The sequence below is a fragment of the Armatimonadota bacterium genome (assembly GCA_031459765.1).
Taxonomy (GTDB): Bacteria; Sysuimicrobiota; Sysuimicrobiia; order Sysuimicrobiales; family Kaftiobacteriaceae; genus Kaftiobacterium; species Kaftiobacterium secundum.
In genome coordinates this window covers 60226-84109 of record JAVKHY010000010.1, presented here as the reverse complement: position 1 = coordinate 84109, position 23884 = coordinate 60226, and the positions used below count along the sequence as shown (strand labels likewise).

Sequence of the window (23884 nt, the reverse complement as noted above, 5' to 3'; positions counted from 1 at the left end):
AGGGTAGGCGGCCATGGCGCGCATGACGGGCAGGAACTGGGCGTGCTCCTCCGTGCCCAACCCCAGCCAGAGATTCTTGGCCAGTTCGCCCCGAACCGGGAAGACGGGCAGTCGGACAATCACGTGGCGCACTCCCGCCGTCCGCGCCACCTCGGAGGCGATCGCCACATCGTGATCGGGAGTCGGCGGAAACTGGTGGGTCGTGATGCAGCAGTCGGGGGTGTGACCCTGCCGCAGCAGCTCCAACAGGATGTGCCGGGAGTCCCTGCCTCCGCTGAGGGGGACGATCAGAGGGCCCAAACCGGCCGCGCGGCGCCCGACGGACTGGGCAAACAGGTCGATGAACGTATCGATGGCGGCGTCCCGGGAAATGGTGCGCTCCGTCGCGTTCACCATCCCGCCCGAGACCTGCAGCGCGCCGCCCGACCAGCGCAGGCGACAGCCGGGCGGAAGGGCGCGGATGTGTCTGAACGGCGTGTGCTCTCCGAGGAAGAACATCGTCCGCACGAAGACGGCCAGGCCTTCGTCGTCCAGCTCGCGCGGAGCGCCGCAGGCCAGCAGCGTCATCACGAAGGGTGAGACGGCGATCTCCTGCGCATTCGCAAAGTAGTACAGCGGATAGCAGCCGTACCGGTCGTTGCGCACCTCCACGCCGTTCTCGTCGGCGCGCCACGCCCCGAAAATCCCATCGGCGGCGCCGTCGGGCCCCAGGCGAAGGACGTGTCCCCCGAACCACGCCCGCACCCCCCGGACCACCGTCTTGCCGGCGACGATCCGGACGTGGACAAAGGGTCGGGACAGCCAGCTGCGGTCCGGATCCGGAGACGGACGCTCCGGCATCGCGCCGACAGTGCCCGCACCAACGGCGTCGGCGAAGGCCGCGATGTCCTCCAGCGGGGAAGCCCCCCGCCGGGGACGAGCGGCCGCGGCGGACGATAGCGTCGGCGCGGGGGTCTGGTGCGCGGAGCCTGAGAAGTTACCTTCCACCCTCAGAAACGGCTTCAAGCTGGAGCAGATGAAGGACGGTCCTGGGGAAGTACTGCCGGACGCCGTCCGTGCCTTCCCACAGGCGGCGGGCCAGCCGCGGCGCGAGATAGCCCCGGTGCACGAACGCCGACTTCCTCATCGCCAACCGGGCCAGGAGGGCGCCGGTGAACCGGCGCATGAACCAGGGATCCCGCCGCGGCGGCCCGTACCCCCAGCCGGCGGCGAAGGGGAGGTGCGCGAACTTGGGAAAGGCCCGAGAGATGACGTCGATGTGGAACTGACGGCCCAGCAACATCTCCCCCGGCAGGGAGGTGACGAAGTCGAGGAGATCTCGATCAAGATAGGGGGCGAAGACGTCCGGAACGGACGAGTAGAGCCGGTAGGGGATCAGGGCGAAGCTGCGCCGCAGCCGGTTCCACAGGAGGAAGGATCCTACCGGATTGGGCTGGCGGACGTGCCGGAGCAGTTCCGCCGCGAGGGCGCCCACGGCCAGGGAGCGGCCGAACCGTCGGTAGGCGTCGGGGTGGAGGACCGCGGCCAGCACGCGCTCACGGGTTTCATCCAGCATGCGCTCGGCCAGTTCCTCACAGCGGCCGGCCCGGAACAGCTTCAACCGGTCCTCATCGCGCACCCCCGAGAGGACATCGCCACCGATGCCGTCGTAGGCCGTGGTCGTTCCGCGCCGCTGGAGGAAGCGGGCCAGGGGGATGTAGTTGGCGTGATCATCCGTGCACAGGTCGGTCCAGAGATTCTTCTCCATCTCCGTCCGGACGAAGGACCTCGGGTGATCGACAAAGAGGTGGGGAAGGCCCGCCGCCTTGGTCAGTTCCCAGGCGATCTCGAGGTCGGTGTTCGGCCTCGGCGGGAAGTGGCGCATCGTGACACAGGCCCGGGGAACGTGCCCCTGGCGCAACAGCTCCAGCAGGATGTGTCGGGAGTCCCGCCCTCCGCTGAGGGGGTGGTCAAAGGGGCCGCGCGGTGATCGGCGCCGGACGGCCTGGGCGAAGAGGTCGATGTACCCGTCGATGGCGGCGGAGCGGTCGATCTCCCGGTGCGTCGCCTGCCACATCCCGCCGGTCACCTGGAGGACTCCCCGCCGCCACGTCAGCCGGCAGTCCGGCGGCAGGGCGCGGATGTGTCTGAAGGGCGTCTGCTCGCCGATGAACCCGCCCCAGCGGATGAACAGGGCCAGGGCTTCGTCGTCGAGCGCCTTCGGCGCCCCCAGGGCCAGCAGGGTGAGGAGAAACGGTGAGGCCGCGAACTCCTTCTCCCCGGCAAAGTAGTACAGGGGGTAGATCCCGCCCCGGTCGTTCCGGATCTCGACCCCGTCGTCGTCTGCCGCCCATGCGGCGAAGACTCCGTCCACGGCGTCCTCGGCCGGCAGGAGGATGACGTGACCGCCGAACCAGGCCCTCAGCCCGCGGACGGACACCCTCCCCTGCTCCACGCGCAGGTGGACGAAGGGCCGCGACAGCCACTCGTCCTTGTTCCAGGACACCCGCTCCGGCAGGGGGACCACGAACCGCCCCGTCCGCTCGGCGAACTCCGCGATGCGCTCCAGCGCCGAGACCGTCCGCAGCGGAGTGCCAGGTGACGACAGCTGATCGATCACCAAGAGACAACCTCCCTCAGAGGTTCCGGGGGGACGCCGATCAGATCCTCAGAATCTTCTCCCGGCCCTCGGTCACGCGGGCCGTGGCGTTGCGCGTGTCGAAGACGAGGCGGGCCTTCCGCACGATTCGGCCGTAGTCCAACCTCGTGTGGTCTGTCGCAATCACCACGCAGTCGGCGGCGGCCAAAGTGTCCTCGGTCAGAGGCGCACTTTCCAGCGTCTCCCCGTCCAGCGTCAGCGCGGGCACGAAAGGGTCGTGATAGGTTACGATCGCCCCGCGCCGACGAAGGATCTCCATCAGTTTGATCGCCGGCGAGTGCCGGAAGTCGGCGATGTCGCGCTTGAAGGTCACGCCGACGACAAGGACCTTCGGAGCACCGCCGACCTGATGGCCGTTCAGGGCCAGGAGGATCTTCGTGGCCACGTAGTAGGGCATCTCGTCGTTGACCCGCGCGGCGAGCTCGATGAAGTCCATGTGGAAGTCGTACTCGCGGGCCTTCCAGGCCAGGTAGTAAGGATCCACCGGGATGCAGTGCCCGCCCACGCCGGGTCCGGGCTGGAAAGGCAGGAACCCGTAAGGCTTCGTCGCCGCCGCCCGGGTGATCTCCCAGATATCGAGGCCCATGCGGTCGCAGAGCATGGCCAGCTGGTTCACCAGAGCGATGTTGACGTTCCGGAACACGTTCTCCAGGAGCTTGGCCATCTCCGCGGCGGCGGGGGAGGACACGGGAACGATGTGGTCGGCCACCTGGCCCAGCACCAGCGCGGCGCGTCGCGTGCTCTCGGGGTCGCAGCCGCCGACGACCACCGGCGTGTTGCGAATGGTGAAGTCCTTGCGCCCGGGATCGACGCGCTCCGGCGCAAAGGCCAGGAAGACGTCCGCGCCCACCCGATGCCCGCCGGATTCCAGGATCGGGCGTACCAGTTCCTCGGTGGTCCCCGGGTAACTGGTGCTGCGGAGGATGACCACGGCCCCCGGCCGGAGGCGGCCGGCGATACACTCCGCCGCCGACCGGATCTGCGACGTGTCCGGTTCCTTGTTCCGGGTGCAGGGGGTCGGTACGCAGATGAAGATGGCGTCCGCCGATTCGAGCGCCGCAGGGTCCTCCGTGGCGCGAAACCGCCCCGCCTCCACCTGCAAGGCGAGGACGCTTGAGGGAACGTCGTCGACGTAGGAGTGCCCGGCGTTCAGCATGGCCGTCTTCCCCGCGTCGATGTCGAGCCCCACGACACGGAATCCCTCGGCGGCGTAGGCCAGGGCCAGGGGGAGCCCCACGTAGCCGACGCCGATGACGGCGATCCGGGCCTCGCGGGCCAGGACCGCCCGGTCGAAGGCATTCTGCGCGCCCGACGCGACCTCGGGATGAACGACGCCTGTGTCCAAGACCATTTCGTCCGCTCCTGACCTCGACGCTTCCGTCACGGCCCGGATTTCTGCAGCGGCCGCAGGGTGATATCCGTCACCTCGACGCTGGGCGGCAGGACCAGGGCGCTGATGACGATGGAGGCGACGTCCTCCGGACGGATCAACCGCTCGGGGTGGAAGGCGCGTCCCTCCGCCTGGTGCACCGCGGCCTGCATCGGGGTGGCGGTGCGGCCCAGGAACACGCTCAACACCCGGACGCCGTCGGCGTTTACCTCGTCCCGCAGGCTGTCGGCCACGGCCCGCAGGGCGTGCTTGGTCGCGGCGTACTGGGCGCTGCCGGCCCGGCCGCTCAGGCCGGCGCTGGAGTTCAGGAACACCACCTGCCCGCGGCGGGAACGGAGCAGCGGCAGCAGCTCCTGGGTGAGCAGATAGGCGGCCCGGACGTTGATCCGGTACTGTCGGTCGAATAACTCGACAGGAGCTTGATCGATGGGCCCCAGGGCGATCTCCCCCGCCCCATGGACGAGGAGGTCCACCCCGCCCACCTCCTCCCGCAGCCGGTCGGCCAGGGCGGCAACCTCCGCATCCTCGGCCAGGTCGGTCGGATAGGTGAGGACGCGGGCCGCGGTGCTCCTGGCCTGGGCGGCGACGTCCTCCAGCGCCTCGACCCGTCGCCCGACCAGGCATACCGCGGCGCCTTCGGCGGCCAGGGCCAGAGCGATGGCCCGGCCGACGCCGCTGCTGGCGCCGGTGACGACGGCGGTCCGCCCCGACAGTCGCATGTCAACACTCCAGCTCCCGCAGCAGTCCGGCTCCGACCAGGGCGTCGGCCGCCGACTTCACGACGGAAAAGGGCAGGCCCGACCGCTCGGCCACATCCAGCAGGGAGTGGTGACCGTCGGAGAGGTTCAGCACCCAGAGCAGGGCCAGCTCACCCGCGGACCGCTCCACGCGCCCTCCCATAGAGCGGTAGAGCCCCCGCGCGCCGAGCCGGGGCTCCCCTTTGGGATTCAAGTTCCGATAGGCGCGGTTGGCCTCCAGGACGTCCAGGACATCCAGCACCAGCTGCAGCGACTCGGCCAGGCTCTCAGGGCGGACAAAGGTCAGATTGTCGGCCGAGGTGTGGTACTCTGGGAACTCCCCGTGCGGCGTCCGGGACAGCGCGCCGACGGGCAGGTCGAATCCCGGGGAGTTGTACTGGCGTTCGTCATAGCCGTCCGGGGAGAAGCCCACGATCCGATGCGGCCGCCCGGAGGTGCGCAGCACGTGGCCCATGATCCGGTCGATCTCGGCGTCGCCCCGGCGGCTGCGTTTGTAGGTGAAGCCCCCGGGATCCCCCAGGCAGGCCAGGACCAGGCCGGCTCTGATCTTCGCCAGCCGGTCCTCGTTGAGGGCCAGCCAGGTCAGCGCTCCGATCATGCCCGGGACGAACAGGACGCGGTAGGTGTACGCGCGGGGCGCCTCCGCCAGCCGCCGGGCCAGGAAAGTGGCCACGACCACGCCGGAGAGGTTGTCGTTGCACATCGAGGGGTGGCAGGCGTGCGTCGAGATCAGCACCTCCTCCTCGCGGCGGCCGGGGATCACGACCTCGCCGAAGCTGAGGTGGCCGTCCTGGAGCGTGGCGTCGATCTGCACGTCGTATTCGCCGTCGGCCAGGGCCAGCAGGCGCGAATGCTGCAGGCAGAATCCCCAGGTCTCGGCGTAGTACGCCGTGCGATAGGGGATCCAGTCCGGGTGCTCCGGCAGCGAGTGCAGGTGCGGCCGCAGCTCCTCCAGGGTGAAGCGGCCCTGCACCGGCACGCTGTAGTTCACCACGTGGAGGTTGCAGTCGCGGAAATCCACCACGGTCTCGCCGCCGGCGGTCCGGATGGAGGCGCCCGTGATGTTCCACTCCTTCGGAATGGTCCAGTCGAAGACGCGCGTGCCGGTCGGCACCTCGCGCACGGCCAGCGGCGCGTACTCCCCGATGATCCGCAACGTCTCCCGCAGACCCTCTCCGGTGATGCTGCGGCAGATCGGGTACAGCCGCTTCATCAGCGCGTACATCTGGGCGCCCGGGTCGTCCGGCCGGACGGTCCGGGTCTCCGGCACCGGCACCGCGGTTCTCATACGATCCGCACCTGAGGGACCGGGATGATGAACTTCCCCCCGCGGCGGCGGTACACGGCCTGCTGCTGCAGGACCTCCTCCGCGAAGTTCCAGGCCAGCAGCAGCACGTAGTCGGGCTGGTCGACCAGCAGCCGCTCCGGCTCCACGATGGGGATGTGGGAGTCGGGTGTGAAGCGGCCCTGCTTCAGCGGGCTGCGGTCGACGATGTACTCCAGGCGGTCCGGGCCGATGCCCAGGAAGCTGAGCAGTGTGCTGGCCTTGGCCGGAGCGCCGTAGCCGGCGATCCGGGCGCCCCGACTCCGGAGCGTGTCGATCGTCTCCAACAGTTCGCGCCTGATGCGCAGCACCTCGCCGGCAAACCGCCGGTAGGTCTGAAACGTCCCGATGCCCCGGGCGGCCTCCAGGGCCAGCGTCTCCCCGACGCGCGGATGGGGCCGGGCCTCCCCCCGGCGGGTCGCGGAGACCCGCAGCTGGCCGTGGTGGAGGGGCAGCCGCTCCGCATCCACCGCCGTCATTCCGTGCTGCTCGAACAGCCTCAGCATGGGGGTCAGCGCCCAGTAGGAGACGTGCTCGTGGTAGACGGTGTCGAAGGCGCACTGCTCCAGCAGGTCCACCAGGTAGTGCATCTCGACGACCAGCACGCCGCCGGGGGCCAGGGTCAGCTCCACGGCCTCCAGGAAGTCGTGGAGGTCCTGGATGTGCGGGAAGGTGTTGGTGGCCGTGATCACCCGGGCCCGCCCCCAGTGCCCGACGATCTCTCTGGCGGAGCGGGAGTCGAAGTAGCCCACGTAGCGCTCGATGTCCAGCCCCTTCGTCAGCTCGGCCAGGTTGCGCGCCGGATCCACGCCCAGCGCCCGCACCCCGTGGCGGCGGAAGCCGCTGAGCAGCGTGCCGTCGTTGCAGCCCACGTCGATGACGAGATCCTCGGCCGTCAGCCGGTACCGCCGCACCAGGAGGTCGCTGAGCTCGAGCAGATGGGCCTTCAAGGTGTCGGAGGCCGCCGACACGTACAGGTAGTCTTCGAACATCAGCTGCGGCGGCACAAGCTCGGTGAGCTGCACGTGGCCGCAGCCGTGGCAGAACCCCATCCGCAACGGAAACTTCGGCTCGGGCTGCGCCAGCTCGTCGCGGGTGAGGAAGCGGTTGGCCAGCGCGGTGGTGCCCAGGTCCAGGAACTCCTCCACCGCCGGCTGCCGGCACACCAGGCAGCGGATGCCCGTCCCCGGACGGAGGGCCGTGGCGACGTCGGCTGCGGTCACCGGTTCTTCAGCGACCAATCGTAGGGGATCTCCTTCGTGAAGGGATCGAGGTAGATGATCTCGTCGGGATCGTGGGGCTCGGTGGCGCAGTTGGCCAGGATCACCATCTTGTCCCCGTAGGCCTTGTAGCCGTTGGCGACCCCCGGCGGAATCTGCACCAGGCAGTAGTTGTCCTCGCCCAGGAAGACCTCCTGGAGCTGGCCCCTGGTCGGCGAGTTCTCGCGCATGTCGTACATCACCAGCTTGGCCCGCCCAGAAATCACGGCGTTGTTCACCGTCATCGTCTTGTGGATGTGCCACCCCTTGATCACCGAGGGCCAGGCGCAGGAGAAGTAGATCTCCCCGAAGCGGATGAAGTGGGGGTCGGTGGCCTTGAGCATGTGCATGATCTTGCCCCGCTCGTCGACGATCTGCCTGAGCGGGATGACCTTGACGCCCTCAATCATGGACGGCCTCCACCCTCCCCCGCGCCCACCGGAGCGTCCCGTCGAGGCGGCCGCTGTCCAGCAGGTGGCGCAACCACTTCAGGCGCGTGAACCGCCTGTCCAGGAAGGTCTCCTCGCCGACCCCAAGGGCCGCGAAGGCCTCGTAGAGTTCCCGCGCCCCGTCCTCCGGCGTCCAGCGGAACCGGAAGTCGGGGAAGGTCCGGGCGAACTTGCCGAAGTCGGCGCGGTAGGTGCGCTGGTCGGCCCCCGGCCGGGCCACGACCTCGAGCTGCGCCCCGGGCACGGTGGCGGCCACGATGCGGGCCAGGTCCATGACCTGGTAGTTCAGGTGGTTGGCGCCGGCGTTGAAGACCTGGCCCCGGACCGCCTCCTCGGGCGCCTCCAGCACCGCGGCGAACAGCCGGGCCACGTCCTGGACGTGCACCACGGGCCGCCAGGGTTTGCCGTCGCTGTGCACCACCACCCGTCCTGTGGCCACGGCGGAGCCCACCAGGTTGTTCAGCACCGTGTCGAACCGCATGCGCGGAGACAATCCGTAGACCGTGCCGTTGCGCAGAAAGACCGGGGCGAAGTCGTCGTCGGTTAGGGCGGCGATGGCCCGTTCGGCTTCGGCCTTCGTCCGCGCGTAGTCGGTCCGCGGATCCAGCGGTGAGGTCTCGTCGACGACCTCCGCCTCCGACATCCCGTACATGATGCACGACGACGAGAACAGGAACCGTCGCACCCCGGCCGCGCGGGCCAGTTGCGCCAGGCGCACGGAGGCCGCGAGGTTGATCTCCTCCGTCCAGGCCCTGTTCAGGTCGCCCAGCGGATCGTTGCTCAGCGCGGCCAGGTGGACCACGGCGTCACAGCCGTCCAGGTCGGCGGCGGTGAGGTCGCGGATGTCCTTACGGATCCCGGGCACCGGCCCGAGGTCGGGGACCAGGGTGCACTCCCCGAAGTACTCGGTGTCGAGACCGACGACGTCGTAGCCCGCCCGGATCAGGTACGGCGCCAGGACGGAGCCGATGTACCCGTTGTGGCCGGTCACCAGCACGCGCCTGATCGTCGTGGCCATCGTCACACCGCCACCGGAGTCCTGATCAGGTCCCGGACGATGCTCAGCAGCGGGCGATCCGGGGTCACCGGAATCCAGGGACAGCCGGCCTCCTCCGCCGCCTGGGCGTCCCGTTCGTCGTCGCCGATGAAGGGTGTGCGGCGCAGGTTGAGATTGAAGGTGTGCTGGGCCTCGAAGAGCATGCCCGGCCTGGGTTTGCGGCAGCGACAGCCCTCGTCCCAGTTGTGGGGACAGTAGTACACCGCGTCGATCCTCCCCCCGGCCGCCCGGGCCTCGGCCGCCATCCGCCGGTGGATGTCCAGCAGGTCCTCCTCCGTCATCATTCCCCGGGCGATTCCGGCCTGGTTGGTGACGACGATGATCCGGTAGTTGGCCTCCTTCAGCAGGCGCAGGGCTTCTTTGGCGCCGGGGAGCCACTCGAACTCGGCCCAGGACCGCACGTAGTGCGCGGGCGGCTGCTTGCGGTTCAGCACGCCGTCCCGGTCCAGCAGCACGGCCGGGCGGTTGGCAAAGAACGCCTCCGTGATGGGCAGGCGGTGCAGCGCCCCGGCGCTGTAGTACCGGTGGTCGGTGACGTAGGCCAGCAACTCCCGGCGCTCGGCCAGCCGCGGGTACAGTTCCTCCTCCAGCAGGACGTTGCCGTCGGGGAGGAGGTCGAGGACGGATTTGTGCAGGATGGCGTAACTGATCTCCACCCCCTGGAGGTTCGGCGCCGTGCAGGTCTTGTCGTACACGGCGACGTAGCCGTCGGCGTCCACCCGGACGCTGCTGCGGGTGTAGCCGTCCAGGTTACTGTAGACGGTGATCATGGCCGGGGCGCCGGCGGCCGTGAAGCGGCGCCACATCCGGTCGAACTGCATCGGCCAGTAGTTGTCGCAGTACAGGAGCAGGAACACCGGGTCCAGGAGCGGGGCGGCCAGCTGCACCCGCCGGCCGGTGTTGTCTTCGAAGGCGGTCACCGAGTAGTCGATGCGCAGCCCCCAGCGGCGGCCGTCTCCGAAGTAGTCCTGGACCACCTCCGGCAGGTAGCCCAGCAGGAACAGCACCCGCTCGAACCCCTGCTCCCGCAGCATCTCGATGATGTACTCGATGAAGGGCTTGCCGTGGATCTCGACCATGGGCTTGGGGCTGAGATCGGAGATGGGCCGCAGACGCGTGCCCCGCCCTCCGGCCAGGATCACCGCCTGCGTGGGACGCGCCGCCGTGTCCAGGGCCAGGCGGCTCCTCATGGCACCTGCACCGGGGCCCGGCGCAGCGGAAGGCGCCGGCCCCCTCCCAACAACACGACGGTGAATCCGGCCTCTTCCCAGGCCGGGTGGTCCAGCAGGTTCCGCGTGTCGATCAGGTTGGGCGTGCGGACCAGCGGCCGCAGCCGCGCCGGTTGCAGCGCCCGGTAGGCGTCGTGGTCGGTGAGCAGCAGCACGCAGTCGCTGCCCTCGATACACTCCTCGACGCGGTCGACCAGCGTCACCTCACAAGCGTCCCGGACCAGCGGGTCGTGGACCCGGACGAGCCAGCCCCGGTCCCGCGCCAGGCGGACCACCCGCGCCGCCGGCGTCTCCCGCGTGTCCCCCACGTTCGCCTTGTAGGCGTAGCCCAGGACGGCCACCACGGGATCGGGGATGCCCTTCAGCAACCGCTCGGCGTGGGCCACGACGTGGCCGGGCATCGAGTCGTTGATCTCACGGGCCGTCTTGATGATCTGCCCCTGGATGCTGTTCTCGGTGAGGAACCACGGATCGACGGCGATGCAGTGCCCCCCCACGCCCGGACCGGGCTTGAGGATATTCACCCGGACGTGGTGGTTGGCCAGGTCGATGGCCTCCCAGACGTTCACCCCGACCTCTTCGGCGATCTTGGCGAACTCGTTGGCCATGGCGATATTGATGTCGCGCGAGGTGTTCTCCATGAGCTTGACCATCTCGGCCGTGGTGGTGTCGGTGACATGCATCGCGCCCCGGACAAAGGACCCGTAGAGCCGGACGGTCTCCTCGGCCGAGCGGTCGTCGATCGCGCCGATGACCCGGTCGTTGTGGACGAGCTCGTGCAGCGTCCGTCCCGGGATGGCCCGCTCCGGGCAGTGGGCCACCAGGAAGTCCGCCCCGGCCTCCAGTCCGGAGGTCTCGAGGATCGGAATGACGACCTTCCTCGTCGTCTGCGGCGGGACCGTGGACTCCAGCACGACCAGATCCCCGCGCTTGAGCACGGAAGCGACGGAGCCGGCGGCCAGCACCACGTAGCGCAGCTCCGAGCGCTTCGCGCCTTCGACCAGCGGGGTGGGCACGGCGATGATGAACGCCTCGGCGGGCTCGATGGTCGGGGAGAAGCGCAGCGTGCCGCCAGCGGTGGCTCGGCGGACCAGGTCCTCCAGCCCCGGCTCGTCGAAGGTGAGCTCTCCCCGAGTGAGTAACTCGACCTTCCGGCGGTTGATGTCCACGCCGACGACAAAGTGCCCGTGGGTGGCCAGCAGCGCCGCCATGGGCAACCCCATGTACCCCAGCCCCAGCACACAGATCTTGTGCCTCATCTCACACCATCCGGTGGGTACGCCGACCTGACGGGATCACCCGGCGGGCTAGGCCTCCTGCCCGGCCAGCGCCGGTTCGGCCTCGGCGGCGATCCGGGCCCGGAGACTCACGCACAGGGCGTGGGACAGAATCAGGTGCATATCTTCGATTTGTTCCATCTTGTGCGACGGGACGACGACGGGGCAGGCCACCAGCCGGCGCAACTGCCCGCCGTCGCCGCCCGTGAACCCGATGGTCACGGCGCCGCGGCGGGCCGCCCACTCCACGGCGGCGAGCACGTTGGGCGAGTTGCCGCTGCCGCTGATGGCCACCACCACGTCGCCGGGTTGGAAGAAGTTGGCCAGCTGCTCCACGAAGACGTTGCCGTAGTGGGTGTCGTTGGCCCAGGCCGTGATCAGCGGCACGTTGTCGGTGAGGGCCAGGGCCCGGAAGCGGGGCCGGTCGCCCACCGTCGCCCCCTTGTTCAGGTCGTTGGCCATGTGCGAAGCGGTGGCCGCGCTGCCGCCGTTCCCCAGGATGAAGATCGTCCGGCCCTCTGCCCGCGCCCGCAGGAGCAGCGCCTCCACACGAAGGAGGTCCGCCTGGGCCAGGGCGGCCAGTTGCGACTGGAGACTAGCGATGTACTGGGACGCGTTCACGGAGTGCCGTTCCCTCCCATTCCTCCTGCCGGCCGTTGCCGGAGATCAGGCGCAGGACCGCCCGCAGCAGCACCTCGATGTCCAGCCAGATGGTGTAGTGGCGGATGTAGAACAGGCTCTGCTCCATCTCGTCGTCGAGCGAGGCCGTGGGGCGCACCGCCCACAGCCCCGTCACCCCGGGCCGCACGGTGAGCAGGCTGGGCAGCCAGGCCGCGTAGGCCGCGCGCCGCTCCAGGGGGATCGGCCGCGGGCCGACCAGGCTCATCCGGCCGAGAAGCACGGCGGCCAGCAGCGGGAGGCGGTCCACCCGCAGCCGCCGGATGAGGCGCGGCACGCCGCGGCGGGCGTCTCCCGTGTTCAGGATGTACACGCTGACGGGCCGGCCCTCGCGTCCGATGATCCGCATCCGCCGGAAGGGGCGGAGGCCCCAGGCGCGCAGCGCGGCCGCCGAGAGCAGCACGCCCAGCGCGGCCGGCGCCAGCAGCGCCAGGGCGATCGCGTAGTCCAGGGTGGACTTCAGGACCCGGTCCAGCCCGGTGATCCGGACCCGCTCCACGGTCAGCATCGGGATCTGCGCCAGCTGGTGGGCCCGCAGGGTGGTGGCCAGCAGGTCGCGGGACCCGGGGGCCAGGCGAACCCTGCAGCCGTTCATCGTCGCCGCGCGGCGCATCAGCTCCTGGAAGCTCTCCCAGGCGGTGGCCGTCGGGACGATGATCACCTCGTGCGCCCCGGTCTCCTCCAGGATGCGGTCCAGGTCGCTGGGGGGCCCCAGCACCACCAGATCGCCGAGCACGGGCGTGCCGGGCGGGAGGAAGTCGTCCACGAAACCGACCACCCGCACCCCGCTGTGCCGGGCCTGCTGGAAGTGCCGGGCAAAGGCCAGCCCGGAGGTGCCCAGCCCCACGATCACGGCCCGGGAGATGAGGTAGCCGCGGCGGCGCAGGAAGCGTACCGCCCGACGGATCAGGAAGCGTCCTCCCCCTACGGCGAAGACCGAAACCCCCCACACCAGCACGATGAGGGTTCGCGAGGGGGCGACGTCCTGCAGGAACTTCCCCCAAAACCCCAGGAGGACCAGGCTCAGCGCCGCCAGGGTGCAGCCGTAAACCACGCGGCCGTACTCCACCGAGCCCTCCAGGAGTTCGTCCAGCACGTAGAGGCGGCCCAGGCCGAAGATGGCGATGGCGATGGGGATGACCAACCACAGGGCGGGAGGGAACTGCTCCGGCGCATACCAGATGGAGCGCGCGTTGGCCAGCCGGTGGGCGGCCGTCAGGGCCAGCGCGATCGCCGACACGTCGGCGACCAGCAGGCCTGCCGTGAGCAGCAGGCGCTGCTGCCGCCGGTGGTTCGTGGCGCCCTCAGGCACGGCGGGTCACCGCCAGCGGCAGGGAGTTGTTGACCAGGATTTTGGCCCCGTCGAAGTCGATGGAGAAATCCATGCGCCTGAGCCCGTCGGTCTCCAGAGCCGCCGTCACCGCCGCCGCGGTGCCGGACGGGCAGTAGACCATGAGAAATCCGCCCCCGCCGGCACCGGTGATCTTCCCGCCGATCGCCCCGTGCCGTCGGGCCGTCTCGTACCACTCGTCGATGCGCGGGGTGCTGATGCCGCTGGCCAGCCGTTTCTTCTGCTCCCACCCGGCGTGCAGCAGCTCCCCGAAGGCGTCCAGCCGGCCGGCCTGCAGCAGGCGCCGCGCCTCCAACGCCATCTCCTTGAGCGCATGGAGCGAGTTGAGGACCTCGGCGTCGCTGGCCATGGTCCTGCGGTTCTGCTGGTCCAGGACGCGTGCGCTCTCCCGCGCGGCCCCGGTGTAGAAGAGCAGCAGGTTCCGCTCCAGCTGCTCGATCGTCTCCGGCCGCAGCCGCAGCGGCTCCACGCCGACGCCGTCGGCGGTAAAGGTGAAGGCGTTCACCCCGCCGTAGGCCGCCGCGAACTGGTCCTGCTTTCCGATGGGCATCCCCAGCTTCTCGATCTCGATGAAACAGGCCAGTTCCGCGATCTCGTGCTTGCTCAGTCCCAGGCCGAGCAGGCTGGTCACGGCCTTGATGATGGCCACGGCCACGGTGCTCGAGGATCCCAGCCCGGTGCCGGGAGGGACCTGCGAGGCCAGGAAGACCGACAGCCCCTCGTGGATGTTGAAGTGGTTGAGGATGGCCCGGGGCAGGGCCAGGTCGCCGTCCCAGATCATCGTGTCCACGGCCGGCTGGCGGAAAAAGGTCTGGTAGTCGGAGGACATGATCTGGATCGTGTCGCTCTTGTCCACCGTCATGAAGACGTAGAAGTACTTGTCGATGGCCGCGCTGACCACCGCCCCGCCGTAGCGCAGGTAGTAGGAGGGGAGATCGGTCCCTCCCCCGGCAAAGCTGATCCGCACCGGAGCCCTGGCAATCAGCATCGTCCGACTCCTGCTCGTCGCCCCCTCGGCCGTGCGGCCGCGCCCATCAGTAGTTCCGTCCCGACACCATGTACCGCACCGTCTGCAGTAGGAGGCGCAGATCCCCGGCCAGCGACCAGTGGCGGATGTAGGCCAGGTCGGAGGCCGCGATGGCGTCGAAGTCCCGGACGTCGTTCTTCCCGTTGAGGACCCAGGGCGAGGTCAGTCCGGGCTTGACGGCGAACCGCTGCCGGTGCCACGGCTGCAGGTACTGGAGCTCGGTCACCCGCACCGGGCGCGGGCCGACCAGGCTCAGGTCGCCGACCAGCACGCTCCACAGCGACGGGATCTCGTCCAGGCTGTACTTTCGCAGAACGCGCCCGATGGGCGTCACCCGGGGGTCGTCCCTCATCTTGAAGTAGACGGACCGCATCTCGTTGGCCCCGCTGGCCCGGAGCTGTCGCTCCAGCGCCTCCGCCTCCGGAACCATCGTCCGGAATTTGTAGCTGCGGATCCGGCGGCCGTCCATGCCGACGAGGTCCCAGCGGAACAGCACGGGCCCCCGGTCCACCAGCCTGAGGAGGACCGCGATCGCCGCCCACACCGGGGCGAGGACCAGGAGCAGCAGCAGCGAGCCGACGATGTCCACCACGCGCTTGGCCCGCGACCGCCGGCAGGCCAGGGTCGCCGGCCCATCGAAGGCGGTGTCGATCCCGGCCCCCGCTCGGTGCATCGCTTCAGCGGTCACCTGCAGACTCCGGTCGAACGAAACCGCCACCCCCCGGCGCAGAGGCCGAACGGCTGGGTGGCGGCGGAAGTGCTAGGACAGATCCCTGCTGTAGTAACGGTACCCCGCGCTGTCTCCCGACGATACGGGGACGCGGTTCAACACCATGCCCAGGACGTTGGCGTTCTGCAGCCGGCGCTTGACCGTCTGCTCCACGTCCATCCTCGGTGTGTCGGCCCGGATGACCAGCACGACGCCGTCCAGAAAGGACGCCAGCAGCGACGCGTAGGCCACGGCCCCCACCGACGGCAGGTCCACGACGAGGAAGTCGCACCACTCCCGCAGTTCGTGCAGGAGTTCGGTGAGGCGGTGGGGCCGCAGCAGCGCGGCGGGGTTGCGCACCCGGGGGCCCGCCGGCAGCACGCGCACCTGCGGGGCACCCGACACCGCGTACAGCGTCTCGTTCAGCCTGGCTCCCCCCTCCAGCACGGCCGACAGCCCCGGCGCCCCGGGCACGTCGAGAACGCGGTGCAGGGACGGCTTGTAGAGGTCGGCATCCATGAGGACGACGCGGGTGCCCGTCTCGGCCGTGATGAGGCCCAGGTTGGCCACTGTCGTCGTGGCGCCGTGGGCCGGATGGATGCCGGTGATGCCCACCGACCAGGGCGCCTTGCCGTTCCCCTGGAGCAGGCTGATCCGCAGCGTCCGGTAGGCCTCCGCGAAGGGAGACACCTCGCCGTAGGCGGTGATCAGGTCACCGCGCGGCTTCTTCGTTTGGACCATCGATGTTGTCGCCCTCTCCTCCTACCGACCCTGCTCGCCTACCGGCTCTGCTGGATGGTCTGGATCACCGGCTGTCCGGCTCCCGCCTCGGGGGTGGCCCTCGCGTTCAGCGTGTAGATCCCGACGATCAACCCGCCGATGAGGAACATGCTGATCAGCGAGAGCAGCAGCGTCGAGGTGGCCGCCGGCGCCGTGGTCAGGCGCTTGAAGGTCTTGGCGTTCATCACGGGGATGGAGGCCAGCACGGGCAGCCCGTAGGTCGCCTCGGCATCGCGCGAGGTGTGCACGCGGGTGTCCAGGCTCTCCATGAGCAGCGCCAGACCGGCGCCCATCACCAGCCCCAGCATGCCGGCCATCCCGGCCCGCAGCGGCAGCTGCTTGGACACCGGCCGCACCGGAACGGTGGCCGGATCGACGATCAGCACCGCGGCCTGGCCCGTGGATGCCGCCTTGTTCTCGCTGATCAGGGCCTCCTGGTGCAGCGTGGAGAGCCTGAGGAACAGCGACTCGGCGAGCCGCACATCCCGCTCCAGGCGGGCCAGCGCCGCCTCCTGCTTGGGCAGACCGTTGATGCGAGCTTCCATGGTCTTGACGATGCCCGCCGTGCCCGCCGCCCGGGCCGCCGCCGACGCCGCGGCCACCTCGCTGTCGATCATCTGGTTGACCAGGCTCTCCCGGATGGGGTTGACCGTGACGGTCTCGCTGTTGATCGAGGTCTGGGCCACCCGGGCCATCTGGGCCTGAGTTTCCCTGATCCGGCCCAGCAGCGTCTTCACCCGGGGATGCTCGTCGGTGTACACCTGACGCAGTTGCGCCAGCTCCACCTCCAGGCCGGTCAGGGTGTCGCGCAGGCGCGCGAACACCGGGTTGGCGCCGATGGAGTAGGACTGGCGGCGCATTTCGCTCTGCGAGGCGGCGCGGGACCGCAGGAAGCCCAGGCGCGCCCGGGCCACCTGCTCGTCCAGGCGCGCGGCCTCATAGGCGGCCTGGGTGTCCAGCAGCCGCCGCACCGTCCAGGCCACGTGTTCGCTCGGCGCGATGATCCCGGTCTGCTCCTTGAAGGCCTGCACCGCCTGCTCCGCCGCGATCAGGCGCTGCCGGGCCTGCGCCAGCTGCCCCTCGATGAAGGTCCGCTCCACCTTGGCACCGGCGGCGTTGACCTCGGCGAAGTAGTTGGTGAACTCCGTCGCGGTGGCGTTGGCGATCTCGGCGGCGCGGACGGGGTCGCCGTCTTTGGCCGAGATGATCAGGAAGTCCGTTCCGCGCACGCCCTCCACGGTCACGCTGCGGTTGAGCTGGCCGAGGGAGATGTTCCCCAGCCGCTTCTGCACCCGCTGGAGGACCGTATGGCTCTTGATAATCATGGCGACGTTGGCCAGGACCGTCTGGCGGTACCCGGACTGGAAGGCGGAGAAGCCGGGGTCCTCAAAAGCCGCCGAGGGGCTGAGAATACGCGGGGTGACCATCATCGCCACCCCGGCCTCGTATTCGGCGGGCCGGGCCGCGAGCTGCAGGGTCACGCCGCTGACGGCGACGGCGACCAGCAGCAGGATGACCCAGAGCCGCTTCCTCAGGATGTCGTAGTAGTGCCGGAGTTCCACGGACTCCACCTCCTCGGCTTACCGCTCACGCTGCGTCCTCACCCTCGCCTACCATCCTCTGAACACCAGCCTGATCAGGTTGAAGAGGTTCAACCACTGGCCGGCCGTGCCGACGGTGAACCGGTCGGGGACGAAGACGATGTCCCCGCTCTGCAGCGGGATGTTCTGACTGGCGTCCTGGCCGGTCATGGCCCGCTCCAGGTTCACCTCCAGCCGCTTCACCTGACCGCCTTCCACCCGCACGACGATGACGTTGGTAAGCCGCCCGGCCTGCGTCGGCCCTCCGGCCAGGGCCAGGGCGTCGATCAGCTTCATGTTCTCCGTGAGGGCGAAGGTCCCGGGGTTGTTCACCGCGCCCATCACGGCGATGCGGTTCTGCGACTCCGGCACCACCATCATGTCTCCGGGCTGCAGCACCACGTTTGCCGCCATGTCGCCGGCCAGCACCTTCTGCAGGTCCACCGGAATCTGCTGCTGCCCGCGGACGATGAAGCTGGCCTGGGGGGCGGCCCGGGGGGTTATCCCGCCCGCAGCGGCCAGCAGGTCCGAGACCCGCTGCCCCTCCAGCAGGTCGTAGGCACCGGGCCGGTTCACCTGGCCGAGCACGACGATGCGTTTGTCGGTCTCCGGGATGAACAGGACGTCGCCGGGCTGCAACTTCACGTCGGGGTTGCGGTTCGAGGCCAGGGCCTCCAGGAGGTTCAACTGCTGGGCTTCCGTGCGGCCCCGGATGACCACGATCTTAGCCAGATCCGCCCGGTTGGTCGGCCCGCCGGCGCTGGCCAGGAGTTCCATGATGCCGACGCCCGGCCGCAGCGGGTACTCTCCGGGCCGGCTGACCTGCCCGAGAATGTAGATCCGGTCCACGCGGAACTCCCGGACCGTGACACTGACGGATGGGCTCTTCAGGTACTTGCTGTACAGCCTGGCGAGCTCGTTCGCCAGCTGCGTGGTCGTCTTTCCGGCCGCCTTGACCTCTCCCAGCAGCGGCAGCGAGATCGCCCCGTCGGGCTTGATGGTCACGGTACGGGTCAGGTCGGGCTCGCCGTAGACCATGATGTCGATGGTGTCACCCGGGCCCAGGATATAGTTGGGCTGCACCGCAGGCTGCGCGGACACCGGTCCCCCCGCCGCCAGGGTGATCAGGACGGCCACCACCGTCAGGATTGCTGCCGATTTCACCCTCATCGCAGGCTCGCTCACAACCACACACCGCCCACGGGGCGCGGCTCCGCCCTTTGCGGCAGATTCACCGCCGAAAACGCCCCGAAGGCGGCAACGGTTCTCGATTTTCGTGCTCCCGCGTCCGGCCTCAGGCCGGTTCGAGACAGTCCTCGTCGACCTCGACCGGCCTGGGTTGCCCCAACAACTTCAACAACACCCGCACGCGTCCGGCCCGCGACAGCGGCCGGTCAAAGACCGCTTCCAGATCCTGAAACGGCCCCGACCGCAGGCGGACCCGCATGCCGCTCATCAACGGCGACGGCAGGCGGACGAACCCCAGCTCCTTCGTCCGCTCCTGTATCGCCTCGATGAACTCTTCGGGGACCGGCACAGGCGTCTCTCCGATCCCCAAAATCCGAACGATGCCGGGCGTCCACCGCAGGCGGCTCCAGGCCGCGGGTGCCTCGCCCACGGGGAACATCCTGACGAAGAGATAGCCTGGAAAGAGCGGCTCCAAACCTCGCCGCCGGGCCGGTCCCCTCCGCCGCGCCACTTCGATAAATGGCAGGAAGGTTGACACGGCGCCCAACGCCAGACGCCGCAGGACCTGCGCCTCCCGGCGCGGTTTGACCTGGACGACAAACCATCGCGGCCCAGGACCGGAAACCGGGCCGGCCTGCACCTCCGACTCGACGGTACCTGCAGGTAACTCCAGTGCTTTGACCAGTGTCGCCATCAACCAGTCGGCCTCGAATCGTCACAGAGATCTCCGCCGGTCGCGGCGGCCGAACGGCCGTTTGCCTGTACGCTCTACGCGTTCGGCTCGACGTCGCCGTCTCTGGAGAGCGGTCTGAGGATGTAGTAGAGCTCCCGGTGCCCATTCTGGCTGGCCCCAAGCGCGTGCGATCGCGCGAAGTAGATCCCCACCATGACGTAGCTCGCTCCCTCGAACCGGACGACCTGCTGGCCCCGGTCCACGACCGGGGGAGAGCAATGTTGAGCCCTGGCATGCACAACCGTAGATTCCAGTGAGCGGATTGCCACCGGCGCAGACCTCGCAGTGGGTTGGAATGGGACGCGCGTCCGTTACCGAGAGTCTACAGGTCCGAGGGCGAGCGAGACATCTCTCGATTGGCCAGAGATGGCCTCCCAAAGGGAAGAGCGGCCCGGTGAGGAGAAAGCCGGATCTAGTCGATCAGGCCTTTGCGGAGGACGTGGGCCACCGCCTGGGTGCGGTTGCGCGCTCCCAGCTTCTTCAGGATATTTCTCAAGTGCGTCTTGACCGTCCCCTCGGACAGGACGAACTTTGCCGCGATCTCCCGGTCCGTGCTGCCCCGGGCCAGCTCGAAGAGGATATCCAGCTCCCTGGGAGTGAGTCCTTCGAACTCCACCCGCAGGCGGTCCCGCTGCTCGCGGGTCAGGTGCCCGAGCCTTTCCAGCAGTTTGCGGGTGATCTCCGGATGGAAGAAGGCCCGTCCGTTGCAGACCGCCCGCACCGCCGAGGCCAGGCTGGTGATGGGGATATCCTTCAGGACATAGCCCGTGGCCCCCGCTTCGATCGCCTGGAGCGCCCGTCCGTCGCTGAGGCGGTCGGTCATGATGATGACCTCGGTGGAGGACAGGGCTTCTTTGATCAGACGTGTCGCATGGAGGCCGTTCCCCGGCATGTCCTGGTCCATCAGGACCACGTCGGGTTGAAGTTTGCGGGCCAGGGCCACGGCCTCGTCGGCCGACTGGGCCTCGCCCACAACCTCCACATCCTCAACCCCGTTCAGGAGGGCGCGAATCCCCTCCCGGACGAGCGTCAGATCGTCCGCCACAAGCACTCGGATTTGCCTGCCCAACGCGAACCCCCCGCCCCGGGATCCAGCCTGCCTGCACCCGGGTCCCCTTCTTCCTACAGAAAACCGCTGATCCAGGGCCGCTCTTGAGCCGCCCGGGAATTTCGTACCAATTTTGATGCCAGACCGGCAAAACACGGACTAGAGGCGGCATCCTCGCCCGTGAAAAGTCACGCGGGATCGGACACCCCTCACCGCTCTCACCTCTCTCACCATCCGGTGACCTGGCAGGGGGTGAGCCCGCTGTCAATGCGGGTCCCAGTACAACGGGTGGTGCGAGAGAATTACCACACGCCATCCGGCAACTCCTTCCGACGGCATACGTCAAACGACCAAGATTCTCAAATCAATCGAAAGATACTGTGGTTTGCTTCTTCCAGGAGATGCCGCGACGACGAAGCATCCCGGGCGACCGGGCTCCGGCAGCCGTACTCCTTCCGTAGTTCAGAGAATCTTCCGAACGAGTTATGGGAGCGGCCCGGGGAGTTGCGTTAATCTTGACCATGGATTGGTGTCTGCAGCGGAGGGGAGGGCGGGACCACTGAGATACTCGACGCCGAGGATTGAAGATCTCGGGCTGATCAGTACCCAGGTGCATTCCCTCAACGCCATCTTCTCGCCGGGCGGAGACTCCGACGGGGGGAACGGCGGCGGGGGAGCTCCCGGAGGCGGAGGGACGCCGGCGCTACCGCCCGCCGCGCCATCGGGTCAGAACGACGGCGGGTTGCTGGGGGCGCTCGGGTTGATCGGTCTGCTGCTCGGCCTCGCACGGAGCCGCGGGACGCCCGAAGCCACAGAGGACACGACGCCGACACCGGCCAGACCGCCCAACGAGTAGACGGGGGATTCCCCGTCTGCAGCGGACCGCAAACAGGTGGTGGAAGCCCGGTTCTTCGCCAGGAGGACCGGGCTTCCACGCCTCCAGAGAAACTCCCAATCCGTCTTCTGAGCGGTCTCCCACCGTCTAGGCTCCGACCGCCGCCCTGGCCCTGACCAGATCGCTCGCTCCAATAACGACGCGGGTCCGCGTGGCGAGGTAGACGAGGGTAATGTTGACCCCCGCGTTCGCGATCTTCCGCGCGGCGGCCCCCAGCGCACCGGGCCGGTCCTCCAAATCCAGCACGAGGACGTCCTCCTCGCCCGTCACCGGGATGCCCGCCTGCTGGAGCGCGCGACGCGCCGCGACGGCATCCTCGACAAGCAGGTGCATGTGACCCTTTCCCCCGACGGACACGCCGCAGATTCCCTCGATGTTGACACCGGCCTTTCCCAGGGCCTCGCCAAGAGCGGCCAGGGCTCCCGGGCGGTCCTCGAGCGTGATGGACAGATCCTTGGCCACGACATCCACCCCCTTTTTTTGGCGCTAGATGGGGCTTCTGACCCCGGCCCCTGCCTCCTCCCCGGCGCGGCCGTTCTCGGACCGGTACGAGAGAACCGGGTCTATCGATCGGTGTATGTGGCATATCTGCCATAGAAGTTGCCTGGACGCCTGCGGACCGGCGGCATAGGATGGGTGTGCGATGGCGACCTGGGAAGAGCAGCCCACGGCACAGCGGACCACCCGGCTGGCCACGAACTGGTCGCTGCTGGTGGGGTTGATCTCCGTCTTCCTGCTCTCGGCGGGGACGCTGGCCGCCACGCGCCTTCCCGCGTTTCTGCAGAGTCGCGCGCCGTCGGCGCCGCCGCGCCTTGTGGCGCAGGAGCCGCTCGAAGCGCCCCGCCTGCCTGTGCCCCACCCTGCCCCGGCCACCTTGCGCCCGGCGCCACTGGCCGTCCGGCCCGGACGGACGGCCACCCGCCCGCTCCCCGCCCCACCGCGATACGTGATCGTCTTCGGCACCTTCGCCGATCGCGCCGAGGCCGACACCTATGCCCGCCTCGTACGCAGCAAGGGCTACCTCGCCGGGGTCACCGCAGACGGCGGAGTCTTCCACGTCGTGAGCCGTCCCTACGACAGCCGTCAGCGCGCCCGGTTCTGGACCTCGATCTTCCTGGAAATCGGGTTGGACGCCGGACGCACCGCCCGCGTACGTGGAGGCGACTCGTAGACCTCGCACCCTCACGGCTTCAGGGTGAACCAAGGTGGGGGTCCCCGTGGGCCGTCCGTCCAGCGAGGTGCGGAACTTCCACTGCCCCTCCATCTCCGCGGCAGATCGGGGTCCGCCGCCCATGACGCGGAACATGAAGTGCGGGTTGCGCTCCAGGATCTCGCTGGCCGATGAGGCCACCGGCAGCACCGCAAACAGATAGTAGGTCCGCTGGAAGTAGGCGTTCGGCGGCGTCACCCGCGTCTGGGACCCGGCGTACACTTCGTCGCGGGGATCGAGCAACTGCCAGGCGACGGTGGCCGGGACGTCGAGATCGTCCACCTGCATGAACAGGACGACGTAGGGCACCGATGTGGCGAATTCGCGGGCGCACCCGGTCGGGGTGACCTGCCTCCCCATGCCCGTATTTGTGATCCTGACATCCCGACAGGCGTAGATGGTCAGCCGCCCGGCCGCCGGGACCTGGGCCGGGAATCGGACGCATCCGGCAGGTGTCTCTGATCCGGCCCGACCCTGTCCCGAATCCTTGGGACACGCCGAGGCCAGCAGGAAGAGGAGAGTAAGCCGCAGTTCTACCGGATCATCAGTAGGAGGCCGCCGGCCGTGCCCGGAACTACTTCCTCTTGGCCCGTTCTATATAGGTGGCGGTCTCCACATCGATGCGGACAACCTCGCCGGGCGCGACGAACGGCGGGACCATGATGGTCATCCCGTTATCGAGACGTGCCTCCTTCCAGACGCTCTCCGTCCCCACGGCGCGGGTGGGCGGCGCGGTGTCGGCGACCCGGAGTTCCACGATGTCGGGGAAGACGACGCCCACCGGCTGGCCGTCTGAGAACTCCACCGGCAGCGCCATCCCCTCCACGAGGAAGGCGGCCGACCTCCCCAGCCGCGCAGCATCGATGGCGATCTGCTCGTACGTCTCCAGATCCATGAAGTGGCAAAGGTCTGCGTCGCGGTAGAGGAACTGCATCGTCCGACGGGCCAGCACCACGTCCTCCACGCGTTCGTCGGGCTTGAAGCGCCACTCCCTGACCGCCCCGGTGCGCATGTTCCGAAGTTTCACGTGGGTCACTCCGGTCAGCTGCCCCCCGCCGGCGTGGAAGGAGGCCGTGATCACCTTGTAGAGGTCTCCCTCCAGACGGACGGCCATACCCGGCCGGAGCTCGGACGCCTCCACCATCGCCCCACCTCCGACCAGCCTGTCTCCGCGGAGCACATCGGGCTCCACAAGGAATAATATATGGCCGGCCGCCTGGTGTGACGCGGAGGAATCACGTTCGGACTAGGTGTTTGCACGCTGGGACTCCGACCGAGCCCTGAATGTGGGTGCTCCATGCACC

Annotated in this window: 23 protein-coding genes; 1 reads left to right on the top strand and 22 read right to left on the bottom strand. The window is 68.8% G+C overall.

The annotated features are described in order from the left end of the window. From QN141_11295 to QN141_11195, 21 genes are all read right to left on the bottom strand, one after another. On the bottom strand, positions 1–840 hold an 840-nt coding region (locus QN141_11295), incomplete at its 3' end, for an asparagine synthetase B family protein (protein MDR7559059.1). A 136-nt stretch (positions 841–976) separates the two neighbouring features. Then, on the bottom strand, positions 977–2599 hold the full coding sequence (locus QN141_11290; protein ID MDR7559058.1) for an asparagine synthetase B family protein: 1623 nt from the start codon (positions 2597–2599) through the stop codon (positions 977–979). Between the two features lie 40 nt (positions 2600–2639). Beyond that, a complete protein-coding gene (locus QN141_11285; GenBank protein ID MDR7559057.1) occupies positions 2640–3989 on the bottom strand; it encodes a nucleotide sugar dehydrogenase in 1350 nt (449 codons plus the stop codon). A 29-nt stretch (positions 3990–4018) separates the two neighbouring features. Continuing rightward, positions 4019–4747, bottom strand: coding sequence for an SDR family NAD(P)-dependent oxidoreductase (locus QN141_11280; protein ID MDR7559056.1), 729 nt, complete (start codon positions 4745–4747; stop codon positions 4019–4021). Between the two features lies 1 nt (position 4748). Then, positions 4749–6011 (bottom strand): DUF4910 domain-containing protein, encoded by a 1263-nt coding sequence (locus QN141_11275; GenBank protein MDR7559055.1) that lies wholly within the window; start codon positions 6009–6011, stop codon positions 4749–4751. Positions 6012–6070: 59 nt separating this feature from the next. After that, positions 6071–7333, bottom strand: coding sequence for a class I SAM-dependent methyltransferase (locus QN141_11270; GenBank protein ID MDR7559054.1), 1263 nt, complete (start codon positions 7331–7333; stop codon positions 6071–6073). Beyond that, entirely contained in the window at positions 7330–7779 is a 450-nt protein-coding gene (locus QN141_11265; protein ID MDR7559053.1) for a dTDP-4-dehydrorhamnose 3,5-epimerase family protein, read from the bottom strand. The genes QN141_11270 and QN141_11265 overlap by 4 nt, the downstream gene beginning before the upstream one ends. Beyond that, positions 7772–8836 carry an SDR family oxidoreductase gene (locus QN141_11260; GenBank protein ID MDR7559052.1) on the bottom strand — a complete coding sequence of 355 codons (1065 nt, stop codon included), beginning with the start codon at positions 8834–8836 and terminating at the stop codon, positions 7772–7774. The genes QN141_11265 and QN141_11260 overlap by 8 nt, the downstream gene beginning before the upstream one ends. Positions 8837–8838: 2 nt before the next feature. Further along, on the bottom strand, positions 8839–10065 hold the full coding sequence (locus tag QN141_11255) for an HAD-IIIA family hydrolase (GenBank protein ID MDR7559051.1): 1227 nt from the start codon (positions 10063–10065) through the stop codon (positions 8839–8841). Next, positions 10062–11363 carry a nucleotide sugar dehydrogenase gene (locus QN141_11250; protein MDR7559050.1) on the bottom strand — a complete coding sequence of 434 codons (1302 nt, stop codon included), beginning with the start codon at positions 11361–11363 and terminating at the stop codon, positions 10062–10064. The genes QN141_11255 and QN141_11250 overlap by 4 nt, the downstream gene beginning before the upstream one ends. Before the next feature lie 48 nt (positions 11364–11411). Continuing rightward, the gene (locus QN141_11245; GenBank protein ID MDR7559049.1) at positions 11412–12002 is read right to left on the bottom strand and encodes an SIS domain-containing protein; all 591 of its coding nucleotides are present in this window, start codon (positions 12000–12002) and stop codon (positions 11412–11414) included. Then, positions 11977–13371 carry a sugar transferase gene (locus QN141_11240; protein ID MDR7559048.1) on the bottom strand — a complete coding sequence of 465 codons (1395 nt, stop codon included), beginning with the start codon at positions 13369–13371 and terminating at the stop codon, positions 11977–11979. Before QN141_11240 ends, QN141_11245 begins: the two co-directional genes overlap by 26 nt. Further along, a complete protein-coding gene (locus QN141_11235; protein MDR7559047.1) occupies positions 13364–14398 on the bottom strand; it encodes a GHMP kinase in 1035 nt (344 codons plus the stop codon). The genes QN141_11240 and QN141_11235 overlap by 8 nt, the downstream gene beginning before the upstream one ends. A 46-nt stretch (positions 14399–14444) precedes the next feature. Further along, a complete protein-coding gene (locus QN141_11230) occupies positions 14445–15125 on the bottom strand; it encodes a sugar transferase (GenBank protein MDR7559046.1) in 681 nt (226 codons plus the stop codon). Positions 15126–15197: 72 nt separating this feature from the next. Next, positions 15198–15887: a CpsD/CapB family tyrosine-protein kinase gene (locus tag QN141_11225; protein MDR7559045.1), complete on the bottom strand. Its 690-nt coding sequence runs from the start codon at positions 15885–15887 to the stop codon at positions 15198–15200. Between the two features lie 38 nt (positions 15888–15925). After that, the gene (locus tag QN141_11220; protein ID MDR7559044.1) at positions 15926–17488 is read right to left on the bottom strand and encodes a GNVR domain-containing protein; all 1563 of its coding nucleotides are present in this window, start codon (positions 17486–17488) and stop codon (positions 15926–15928) included. 48 nt (positions 17489–17536) lie between these two features. Next, positions 17537–18676, bottom strand: coding sequence for an SLBB domain-containing protein (locus tag QN141_11215; protein ID MDR7559043.1), 1140 nt, complete (start codon positions 18674–18676; stop codon positions 17537–17539). A 124-nt stretch (positions 18677–18800) separates the two neighbouring features. Further along, positions 18801–19388, bottom strand: coding sequence for a transcription termination/antitermination NusG family protein (locus tag QN141_11210; GenBank protein ID MDR7559042.1), 588 nt, complete (start codon positions 19386–19388; stop codon positions 18801–18803). A 74-nt stretch (positions 19389–19462) separates the two neighbouring features. After that, on the bottom strand, positions 19463–19696 hold the full coding sequence (locus QN141_11205; GenBank protein MDR7559041.1) for a hypothetical protein: 234 nt from the start codon (positions 19694–19696) through the stop codon (positions 19463–19465). Positions 19697–19839: 143 nt separating this feature from the next. Next, complete coding sequence (locus QN141_11200) at positions 19840–20478, bottom strand: response regulator transcription factor (protein MDR7559040.1); 639 nt, start codon at positions 20476–20478, stop codon at positions 19840–19842. 979 nt (positions 20479–21457) lie between these two features. Next, positions 21458–21832 carry an ACT domain-containing protein gene (locus tag QN141_11195; GenBank protein ID MDR7559039.1) on the bottom strand — a complete coding sequence of 125 codons (375 nt, stop codon included), beginning with the start codon at positions 21830–21832 and terminating at the stop codon, positions 21458–21460. Positions 21833–22013: 181 nt separating this feature from the next. On the opposite strand from QN141_11195, the gene QN141_11190 reads away from it, so the two are divergent. Beyond that, positions 22014–22541 (top strand): SPOR domain-containing protein, encoded by a 528-nt coding sequence (locus QN141_11190; protein ID MDR7559038.1) that lies wholly within the window; start codon positions 22014–22016, stop codon positions 22539–22541. A gap of 613 nt (positions 22542–23154) precedes the next feature. On the opposite strand, the gene QN141_11185 is transcribed toward QN141_11190, so the two are convergent. After that, a complete protein-coding gene (locus tag QN141_11185; GenBank protein ID MDR7559037.1) occupies positions 23155–23724 on the bottom strand; it encodes an elongation factor P in 570 nt (189 codons plus the stop codon). Between the last annotated feature and the right edge of the window lie 160 nt (positions 23725–23884).

Excerpts from the sequence above, each read along its gene's own strand:
- QN141_11285 (MDR7559057.1), bottom strand. The coding sequence starts at position 3,989 with ATGGTCTTGGACACAGGCGTCGTTCATCCCGAGGTCGCGTCGGGCGCG.
- QN141_11280 (MDR7559056.1), bottom strand. The coding sequence starts at position 4,747 with ATGCGACTGTCGGGGCGGACCGCCGTCGTCACCGGCGCCAGCAGCGGC.
- QN141_11275 (MDR7559055.1), bottom strand. The coding sequence starts at position 6,011 with ATGTACGCGCTGATGAAGCGGCTGTACCCGATCTGCCGCAGCATCACC.
- QN141_11265 (MDR7559053.1), bottom strand. The coding sequence starts at position 7,779 with ATGATTGAGGGCGTCAAGGTCATCCCGCTCAGGCAGATCGTCGACGAG.
- QN141_11260 (MDR7559052.1), bottom strand. The coding sequence starts at position 8,836 with ATGGCCACGACGATCAGGCGCGTGCTGGTGACCGGCCACAACGGGTAC.
- QN141_11255 (MDR7559051.1), bottom strand. The coding sequence starts at position 10,065 with ATGAGGAGCCGCCTGGCCCTGGACACGGCGGCGCGTCCCACGCAGGCG.
- QN141_11250 (MDR7559050.1), bottom strand. The coding sequence starts at position 11,363 with ATGAGGCACAAGATCTGTGTGCTGGGGCTGGGGTACATGGGGTTGCCC.
- QN141_11235 (MDR7559047.1), bottom strand. The coding sequence starts at position 14,398 with ATGCTGATTGCCAGGGCTCCGGTGCGGATCAGCTTTGCCGGGGGAGGG.
- QN141_11225 (MDR7559045.1), bottom strand. The coding sequence starts at position 15,887 with ATGGTCCAAACGAAGAAGCCGCGCGGTGACCTGATCACCGCCTACGGC.
- QN141_11215 (MDR7559043.1), bottom strand. The coding sequence starts at position 18,676 with ATGAGGGTGAAATCGGCAGCAATCCTGACGGTGGTGGCCGTCCTGATC.
- QN141_11210 (MDR7559042.1), bottom strand. The coding sequence starts at position 19,388 with ATGGCGACACTGGTCAAAGCACTGGAGTTACCTGCAGGTACCGTCGAG.
- QN141_11190 (MDR7559038.1), top strand. The coding sequence starts at position 22,014 with ATGGCGACCTGGGAAGAGCAGCCCACGGCACAGCGGACCACCCGGCTG.
- QN141_11185 (MDR7559037.1), bottom strand. The coding sequence starts at position 23,724 with ATGGTGGAGGCGTCCGAGCTCCGGCCGGGTATGGCCGTCCGTCTGGAG.